This window comes from Sphingobacterium sp. IITKGP-BTPF85, assembly GCF_001006065.1.
Taxonomy (GTDB): domain Bacteria; phylum Bacteroidota; class Bacteroidia; order Sphingobacteriales; family Sphingobacteriaceae; genus Sphingobacterium; species Sphingobacterium anhuiense.
Map to the genome: position 1 here is coordinate 1 of NZ_ASZT02000173.1, position 9,572 is coordinate 9,572.

Below are 9,572 nucleotides of genomic sequence, written 5' to 3' on the forward strand. Positions count from 1 at the left end.
GGAAACCTTCAACCATAGAGCAATTCAATAACAAAAAACAAAATCTTAAAAAAACTGCTTAACTAAGTACTGCCGAATTTTATTTGCAAGTCCAAAACACTGATTCCATTTGGCCTAAATAAGAATGATAATAATAATTCAGCATATAACTTAAATTTAGATTATGAAGAATTTTCATTTTCTCCTCAACAAAATTTTAAATTCAATGATCAGGATATCGGTAAAATAAAAGTTTAATCATATACTATTTGAAAGAAGACAACACTGCTTTTACTTATGAAGTAGAATTAGAAAACAACAATAATTGTGAATTATTAATAGGTGAATTTAATAAGGTTTTCGGCAAGCACATGTTTTATCAAAAAAATGAAAATACAAAAGAACGTCCTATATTTTTAGATGAAAACGGAGAGCAAGAAACGCGACATATAATTGAAGAACTGATACAATGGAATGATAGTCAGCATAATGTAAGCTATTTTGTGACTTATAAAAAAAACCTCACTACAAATGAAAATAAATTAACCGTAATAGCGATATGTAACATTCATAAAAAATATGCGGAATGGATAGATTTTAGAAGCCTCAGTATGGTTTTTCCAAAATAATCAAAAGATGATTGCAAAGAGGGATTTTGCATCAGGCAGTTAGTATGCCCAATTAAAATAGAGATTTATTCAAACATAAATTGATTACATCGCCACAGAAATAAGTAATCTTCCTACAAATATCAATTAGGTCTTATGTATTGATCGACTTATGAGTAGTTTAAGAGAAAATTTTAAAAATTATGAAATCAATTGAAAATTTAACAAAATTCGAGCTCGGACAAGGTGAAGAGCAAACGATACAAGGAGGATTCAATCCAATGGGTGGAATCTCGTTGTCATTTTCACCTGCTCAAGGAGGAGAAAGTGGCGGTACAATCGGTGTGTACTTAAATGGAAGCCATATTTCAAACACATACTTTTTTACCGAACACAATTGGGTATATACTAGTAGTTATATGTAGGCAATGATGCAATCTATTTTCCGAAATAAAACTCGTTTTAATTTCGAAATAGATTGCATTGTTTTAACCACTCCAAAAAATTCATTCAATGGAGTTTAGAACTATATCCATAAATACCTTATGATGAACAGTTGATATGAGCAACAAACATTTAAATCCAATTTATTGTATTTTTAAGGTTTTCGCAAGTACTAATCTGTGAACAAGATATTACTGACTATCTTATTTTTCACTTTTTATATTCGAACGTTCCTCCAGCACCACTTTGTGATGTGTACGATAGGCTATCGGCACTCCAAACAAAATCTTCTGATTTAAAAAGCAAAGCAAACAATTTTTTTATTTCTGAAACTTCTGTAAACGGAATCGTTAACTGATAAGAGCTTACGCCAACTGGACATTCTTTTTGACTATAACTTATTCGATTTTTAAATTGCTGTGAAAAATCACATTTTTCTCCCAAAATTTTTTGAGGTCCAATAGTATCGTAATGACAAACAAGGTAGGCATATAATGAGGAATAAGATTTGTGAGATTGTAACCAGTCAATTTTATTCATATCGGGTTTGACAAGTACAAATCTTTGATCTTTTGATTGTTCAAATGAAAATTTACATATTAAAAGTAAAGCAATCAAAATTGTTGTCTTCATTTAGTTAGGAATTGTATGACCAATCTTAAACCCATAATAAATTGTTTCTGTAGAAACTTGAATAGATAAATAGGAAATCTTCATCATCGATATTTTTAATTTAAAGAGCGGTAACTCCAGGCTTTTAATCTTATTGAAAAGCCGTTGACACTTATAAAATTAATAAATTATTTACGCAAGACCAATTTACGAAAAGATTACTCAAGTTTTTTCACCCAATCTCCTCTTTATTAATTCCAACTCTCCAGCTGTGACATCTGTTCTAGAATGACTATATGGTTTAGAGAAAGGCTTGGGACTATACTAAAAGATAGGTTGACAATTATATTTTCTTAGCATGGAATGCGAAAAAATGGTGTCTATTAGTGGATAGACATTAATGCATTAAAAAATTACATTTACAAATGCCTATTACTAAATAAAATCAATACCTTAAGGTATTGAGGGTAGTCCCTATTCTTTTAAAGTAGTATCTTAGGGTGAAAAAATTACAATATCCGGCTTTATCATGAGTACGCTTACAAATTTAGTTTCTGAATAGAAAAACAATTTTATACCTTCGATTGACAGATGGAAAAGAAACAATATGAAAAAAATATTATCCTAATATGCTTTATTTTAGTCAAATTTCTTATTCAATATTCACTTATTAGCCCAGAATATGAATTGCAAAGAGATGAATTTTTGCATATAGATCAGGCAAACCATTTGGCTCTTGGATATTTTTCTGTTCCACCAGTTACGTCCTGGATTTCGTATATAATTAAATTACTTGGAAATACTGTTTTTTGGATTAAATTCTTCCCTACACTTTTCGGGGCGTTGACAATTCTCTTGGTCTGGAAAACAATTGAAGAATTAAAAGGGAATCTTTTTGCGCTTATCTTAGGGGCAAGCTGTGTGACATTTTCAGTATTATTCAGATTAAATACCTTATTTCAACCAAACTCACTAGATGTCCTGTGTTGGACTTCACTGTTTTATTTCATTATAAAATATTTAAACAGTAATCAGACTAAATGGATATATCTCATTGCATTTACATTTGCGATTGGATTTTTAAATAAATACAATATCATTTTCCTTGTTTTAGGAATTATTCCCTCTTTACTATTAACAGCTGAAAGAAAAATCTTTCGCAATAAAAACCTTTATTTTGGAATTGGATTAGCTTTCATTATAATTTCTCCAAATATAATTTGGCAATTCAATAATCATTTCCCTGTTGTCCATCATCTTCATGAACTTTCAGAGACACAGCTTGTAAATGTGGATCGTTGGAGTTTCATCCGCTCTCAGTTTCTATTTTTCCCAGGAACTTTGATCGTTGTTTTTTTTGGGCTTTTTGCGTTGCTAAAGCAGCAGAAATTCAAAAAATATCGGCTATTCTTTTGGGCATTCTTCATAATAATCTCAATTTTTTTGTTTTTAAAAGCTAAAGATTATTATGCGATTGGAGTTTACCCAATTTATTTTGCTTTCGGTTCAGTATATATTTCAACTTTATTAGAAAATGAAATTGGTAAAATCTTAAAACCAATATTTATCCTTTTGGTGGTTGTATGTTTCATTCCGATTTACCGTGTTGCATTTCCTAATAAAGTCCGGAGTACATTGTCAATCATCCCGATAAATACAGAAAATTTGGAATGTTAACTTGGGAAGATGGAAAAGAGCATCAATTACCACAAGATTTCGCAGACATGTTAGGTTGGAAAGAACTTGCCAAAAAGTGGATAGTGTTTACATGACTATTCCAAACCCAAAAAATACGTTGATATTATGTGATAATTACGGGCAAGCCGGAGCTATCAATTATTATTCAAAGAAAGGAATCCGTGCTGTAACATTCAATGCAGATTACATCAACTGGTTTGATTTTGAAACAAAATACTATCATTTAATCCGTATCAAAAATGCTTGGGAGAAAGAAAATGAATGGACAGAAACTTCTCCATATTTTGAAAATGCTTGTATTGCAGATTCGATCACGAACAAATATGCTAGAGAATATGGAACAACAATTTTTTCTTTCATGAATGCCAAAATTGATATTAATGAAAGAATAAAAAAGAGGTAGAGGAAGTTAAAAACTTCCATTAAAAATCACCGTATTGCAAGAACTAAAATCACACCAATGCGTGCCATACTTTTACGCATACCGCTGGCCAACTTCATATCGTTATATACAACAACATGATGCCTTACCCCTCTTGACATAGTGCTGTCACAGACCTTAACTAGTTTTGCGACATAGTAAGCCACTTAAAGTTTGAAAACACATTACTAAAGCTGATAAATTGTGGTTGCGTATAGATCTGTTTTTAACTTGACCTTCATTGTGAATTCCTTGGTTTTATGTGATATGGTGCTTTTTACGAATAATAATTTTGATCTGCAGTATTCTAATTGCCATGATTATGTCATGAAACTAATTGTCACAATTTAGTATTATATTTTAATTTATCTTCATTTCATGAAGCAACTACTAATCGTATTAACCTTATTAATTACACAATCTTGTCAAATAAGCAACCTCGGTAAAAAAGACCGCCATGCTTTATATATAAATACAATTATTCCAGCGTATTCGTCACTAAAAATTTCAACTGAGGACGCGAAGTCTTTTTCGTTTGAGGTGATAATTAAATCTGATAGTACGATTCATTTAAGAACTCATGATACGGAAATTAGCATGGAAAAAGATAATAAATACGCTTTAAATGTTGACGACAGTGAAAGTGTGATATTCAAAAATTTATCAAATCGGAATAGTGTCATTAAGCTCAAGATTTTCAATCATTCTGCCAAAGTAACGCAAACCATAGATAAATTATAATATGGTTCGAAATTAGAATCAAATATCCTACAACAGACTTAAAATTTATGGAATTAAGGTGAAATTATTGGTTTACTTGAAATAAAAAGAAAGGCCATAATAATAATCATTATGGCCTTTCTTTTTATTTGACGGGAGTGCCAACTGCGATCTCTTCATCTGCTTTACTGAGGAGTAACATTGTTGGATTAAGATTCCCAAATATTTCTACCTGCTCCTCAATACTGCGTCCTTTTTGTACGGGAACACGGCTTGTTTTATTGGCTATAACTGCTATTACAAAACTACCTTCACCTGAAGTGTAAATGGCTGCTTTGGGTACAACAAAAGTACTATCCTGAGAGGTTAACGATAACTCCACCTCGGCAACCATACCGGGAAGAAGTTTGTTGTTGGTATTGTTAATGTCAATTTCAATCCTTTCTGATCGCAATTTGCTATCCAGTGCTCCTGACTTACGTGCAATCTTGCCTGTAAAATATTGTCCTGGCAAGGATTTTACGGTGAACTGCAACGGCTGTTCTGCAACCAGGAAGCCCGCATACTGTTCAGGTACAGAAACAGCTAAACGCAGCTTGCTTTGTTGCTGGATTGTCATGATCGGCATTTCCGAACCTCTACCTGCCGGTCCTACATACGCACCTTGATTAACATTCCTTGTTGCAATAACACCATCAAATGGAGCGCGTATTTCAAGATAGTTCAGCAGATTCTGCACCTCCGCATAGGCGGATTTTGCTGCCTGAAATTGGGCATAATCGGCATTCTTTTTCGCCTCTGCAACTTCCAGATCCAATCGAGCTACGGTACCTTCAACTTTACTGGTTTCAAACAATCTATCGTAAGTGCTTTTGGTAGCCGTATAAATGGCCTCTTGCGACTTTAACCTCGATTTTGCAGTTGACAACTGTGAGCTTAATTCTGGAGCTTCAAGGACAGCTAACAACTGTCCCGCTTGTACCTTACTACCGATATCGACTTTTAAAGCCTGCACATAGCTACTCACTTTGGCATAAATTTCAACCTGCTGAAATCCGCTGATCTCTCCCGGTATCTGCATTTTACTTGTTAGTTTTTCCTTAGAAAGTACAAATGTTTCTATTGCTGGACTTTCTTTAGTTACTTTTTTGCCAGTTTCCTCAGCAGCAGACTGACATCCGGTTAAGTAGGCGAATAAGCCAATCGTGTATAATATTCTTAAGAAATTACTTTTCATCTGTTTAAATTATTGATATGTTTTTAGGCTCTTCAGTATAAATGAACTAATTCACCTCGATTTGAATGAATCATGATGATTTCATTTTAAAGGTTTTAATGCTGCTATATAATGTTTACTTTCTTCATCTTCCGGATCCAAAGAGATCGACTGCGTGCTACTTTTCTCTTGTATCCAAGCGAATATTAAAGGTAAAATAACAAGTACGGCGAAAGTTGAAAACAATAATCCCCCGATTACGGCACGTCCCAGCGGGGAAACTTGCTCCCCTCCTTCACCATGACCAATTGCCATTGGTAACATCCCGACAATCATAGCCAAACTGGTCATAATAATCGGACGTAGACGAAGTGAAGCCGCCTCTCGTGCCGCAGCCAATGCATTTTGATTGTGCTTACGTATATGTTCTGCGTTGGTGATCAAAAGTACTGCATTGGCGATGGACACCCCTACAGACATGATAATTCCCATATATGACTGTAGGTTAAGTGTTGAGCCCGTCAGTAAAAGCATCAATAGAGATCCAAGTACCACGGCTGGAACTGTTGTTAGGACGACCATTGAAACTTTAAAGGATTGAAAGTTTGCCGAAAGCATCAGAAATATGACTATAATCGCAATTGCTAGGCCTGCCTGTAAACTATCCATTGTTTCGCCCAATACTTTGCCCAATCCAATCTGCTCGACAGAAAGCCCACGTGGCAATTCGCCTAAAGCGACAATACTGCGCTGTACATCTTTAGAGGCTGTTTTTAGATCGGTATGATCAATATTGGCAGTCACAGAAATGTACGGCATAGCGCCTAAGTTATCGTTCTCACCATAGGTAAATGATGGCGTAATAGTTGCAATATCGCTCAGAATAGGTCGTGAAGAATTTTTTAGCAATGGAATTTCGCCAATCTCTTTTTCATCTTTCATTTTGTCTATTGGGACCTGAACTTGCACGTTATAAGATAATCCAGCCTTTTCATCAATCCAGGTATTCTTTTCCGTGTAACGAGAGGATGAAGTCGCGGCAATTAGTGAGCGCGATACCTCTGCAAGGTCAATACCAAGTTGAGCAGCGCGTACACGGTCAATTGTAATATCATAGGACGGATATTTAATGGATTGTGCCAGTTGAATATCTCTGAAGTATGCTATGGTTTTTAGTTCTTCTATTAGTTTTCCTGCGTATTTTTCATTATTCTTTTTGTTTTTACCTGCAATCCGTACTTCAACAGGTGTTGGCGAACCTTGGCTTAACACTTTGTCCGTGAGTTCGATCGGCTCAAAAGAAACCTGTACATCTGGAAGAGCAGTTTTGAGTCGATTCCGATACTCATCGCGGAAGCTATCCATATCGTGATGGTAATCTTGAAGAGCTATTTGGAAAACAGCTTCATGAGGCCCTGCCATAAACAAATAGATCGGTGATACAGAAAATTGTCCTGGATGTTGACCGATATAAACAGATGATATGCTAATATGTTCTTTACCTACCAGTTTTTCAAGTTCTGCTAATGCACGTTTCGCTTTTTCTTCCGTACGTTCAATACGGGTACCTTCGACGGCCCGTAGGCGCATTTGAAACTGGCTCGAATTCACCTTTGGAAACACATCCTGTCCAATGACGGAGAGTAAAATCACCACCAAGCTGATGGCTCCACCTAGATATACGATGGTGATGATTTTCTTTTGTTTAAACAGTTGATCAATCATGTTCATAAACCGATTTCTGAATCGTTCGAACAGACTGATTTTACCATCGTTATTAAAATCTTCGCGTTCGACTAGAATTCGCTTTTGATTTAGCGTATCTTGCTCAGATTCCACTGAAAGGCCTGTTTCCGCAAATTGCACTTCATCTGCACTCAATCCTTTAGGATTAATCTTATGTGCTCCTGCTTTATGATGATCTTTCATAAGCCAGTTAGCCATAATGGGTACAAAAGTCTGTGACAATAAGAAGGAGGTGATCATTGAAAATCCAATGGACAAAGCCAGTGGTAAGAATAAAGATCCTGGGATACCTGTCATTGTAAATGCCGGAGCGAATACAGCGAGAATACACAATAAAATCAAAAGCTTCGGAAGGGCTATTTCCTTACAGGCATCCCAGATCGCCAATGCTTTAGGTTTTCCCATGTCCAAATGTTGATGGATATTCTCTATCGTTACAGTACTTTCGTCAACCAGAATACCAATTGCCAGCGCCAATCCACTCAGTGACATGAGGTTGATGGTCTGTCCAAATAGTTTTAGGAAGAGTACTCCCGCTATAACAGAAATTGGAATTGTTAAGATAACGATCAAGGCAGCCCTTCGGTCACCTAAAAATAGTAAAACCATTAACCCGGTAAGAATAGCGCCGATTGCTCCTTCAGTGATTAGACTTTTAACAGAGTTGATAACATATACCGATTGGTCAAACTCATAGGATAATTTAACATCTTCGGGCAAGGTATTCTGAATTTTTGGAAGTGCAGCCTTCAAATTTTGTACAACTTCCCAAGTCGAAGCATCACCAGCTTGGCAATACTGACATAGACCGATCGTTTTCCATTGACAAGCGCATAGCCTGCAGTAACATCGGCTCCATCCTTCACGCTAGCGATATCACCCAGATAAAGATTTTGGACACCGCCTTTAAAAAGGGGAATTTTCTCAAAATCTTTGACATTACGAATGGTATTATTAGTTGACGTAATGTAATTTTTATCCTTTATACGGACATTTCCCGCTGGTGCAGTCTGGTTATTAAGCTTTAACGCTTCTACGACCTGATCAGGGGTCATGTTGTGGCTACGCATCAATTCAGGATCAACATTGACCTCTATTGTCCGCGGACTACCCCCAAATGGTGGTGGGGAAATTAAACCCGGTATGGAGGTGAATGAAGCCCGTACATAAACATTGGCTAGATCCTGTAATTCATTATTCGAGCGCTTATCACTACTAAGTACCAATTGGCCTACAGGAAGTGAAGATGCATCAAACCGAATAATAAAAGGCGGTTGTGAACCCGGAGGAAATGAAGCCTGTATCCGGTTAGCGAGTGCGCTCAATTCCGCCGCTGCTTGTGCCATGTTGGTATCTTCGTAATAAGAGATCTTCATTAAAGTCAAACCTTGAATATTTTTGGTCTCAATCGACTTTACCCCATTGGCAAAAAGTAAAATATTAACGTAGTTTTAGCAAAATAAGACTCCATCTGATCTGGAGAATAGCCTCCAAAAGGGTGCGCAATATAAATAACAGGAAGGTTCATTTTGGGTAAAATATCAACCTTAATCGTGCGTACTGCACCTATTCCAAACACAATAAGACCCATAACCAGCACAAGGATGGATATTGGCTTACGTAAGGCAAAACGTATTAAATTCATGCTTTGTTATTTATAGTTCTTTGTTAAAAATATCGAAATCTCCAGCGGAGGCGGCTTTCAGTAATAATGATTGCCAGAGGTTAATATGGACGATTTCGCGGTCTGTCTCGGCTCGATTCAGTGTATATAAAGTTTGGGTGATATCAACAAGCGTAGCCAGGCCATTTTTGTACATGATCATCTTTTGATTATAAGCTTGTAAAGCTGCTGATACCTGTTTAGGTGCTTCAGCGTCGCTTTGCTGTGCTAATCGCATCTTAACCTCAGCAGCATCCAGCTGTGCAAAAAATTGCGCTTCCGTGGTTTGATATTCCTCACGTAAAGCATCGTTGGTGTAGCGCTGCGCACTGATTTTTTTATTCACTCGTGCAATAGATGTAATATTCCAATTGATCCCTAACCCCAAAAGATAATTTTGCCTATTGGGACGAATACCATTCCAATAGTTGCTTGTGAAGGCTTGAAGTATCCGTCCTATGAAGT

General features: G+C 36.1%; 8 protein-coding genes and 1 pseudogene. 4 read left to right on the forward strand and 5 right to left on the reverse strand.

Annotated features, from left to right (window positions below; translation table 11 throughout):
* Nucleotides 1-248: 248 nt before the first annotated feature.
* Both L950_RS22315 and L950_RS22320 read left to right on the forward strand, forming a co-directional pair.
* On the forward strand, nt 249-608 hold the full coding sequence (locus L950_RS22315) for a hypothetical protein (RefSeq protein WP_021191940.1): 360 nt from the start codon (nt 249-251) through the stop codon (nt 606-608).
* A gap of 182 nt (nt 609-790) precedes the next feature.
* Entirely contained in the window at nt 791-1,012 is a 222-nt protein-coding gene (locus tag L950_RS22320) for a hypothetical protein (RefSeq protein WP_021191941.1), read from the forward strand.
* 229 nt (nt 1,013-1,241) lie between these two features.
* Here the strand turns inward: L950_RS22320 and L950_RS22325 are convergent, their stop codons facing one another.
* On the reverse strand, nt 1,242-1,664 hold the full coding sequence (locus L950_RS22325; RefSeq protein WP_021191942.1) for a hypothetical protein: 423 nt from the start codon (nt 1,662-1,664) through the stop codon (nt 1,242-1,244).
* Between the two features lie 570 nt (nt 1,665-2,234).
* On the opposite strand from L950_RS22325, the gene L950_RS22330 reads away from it, so the two are divergent.
* Together L950_RS22330 and L950_RS34370 are read left to right on the forward strand one after the other, a co-directional pair.
* Nucleotides 2,235-3,320 (forward strand): glycosyltransferase family 39 protein, encoded by a 1,086-nt coding sequence (locus L950_RS22330; RefSeq protein ID WP_231577793.1) that lies wholly within the window; start codon nt 2,235-2,237, stop codon nt 3,318-3,320.
* Nucleotides 3,321-3,375: 55 nt separating this feature from the next.
* Nucleotides 3,376-3,744, forward strand: coding sequence for a hypothetical protein (locus tag L950_RS34370; RefSeq protein WP_231577794.1), 369 nt, complete (start codon nt 3,376-3,378; stop codon nt 3,742-3,744).
* An 883-nt stretch (nt 3,745-4,627) separates the two neighbouring features.
* Here the strand turns inward: L950_RS34370 and L950_RS22340 are convergent.
* The 4 genes and pseudogenes from L950_RS22340 to L950_RS22350 all read right to left on the reverse strand — a co-directional run.
* On the reverse strand, nt 4,628-5,719 hold the full coding sequence (locus L950_RS22340; protein ID WP_021191944.1) for an efflux RND transporter periplasmic adaptor subunit: 1,092 nt from the start codon (nt 5,717-5,719) through the stop codon (nt 4,628-4,630).
* Nucleotides 5,720-5,800: 81 nt separating this feature from the next.
* Nucleotides 5,801-8,820 (reverse strand): annotated as a pseudogene (locus L950_RS22345) (efflux RND transporter permease subunit).
* 38 nt (nt 8,821-8,858) lie between these two features.
* A complete protein-coding gene (locus tag L950_RS36890; RefSeq protein ID WP_316930737.1) occupies nt 8,859-9,089 on the reverse strand; it encodes an efflux RND transporter permease subunit in 231 nt (76 codons plus the stop codon).
* 10 nt (nt 9,090-9,099) lie between these two features.
* The coding region (locus L950_RS22350; protein ID WP_197086640.1) for a TolC family protein at nt 9,100-9,572 on the reverse strand (473 nt) is incomplete at its 5' end.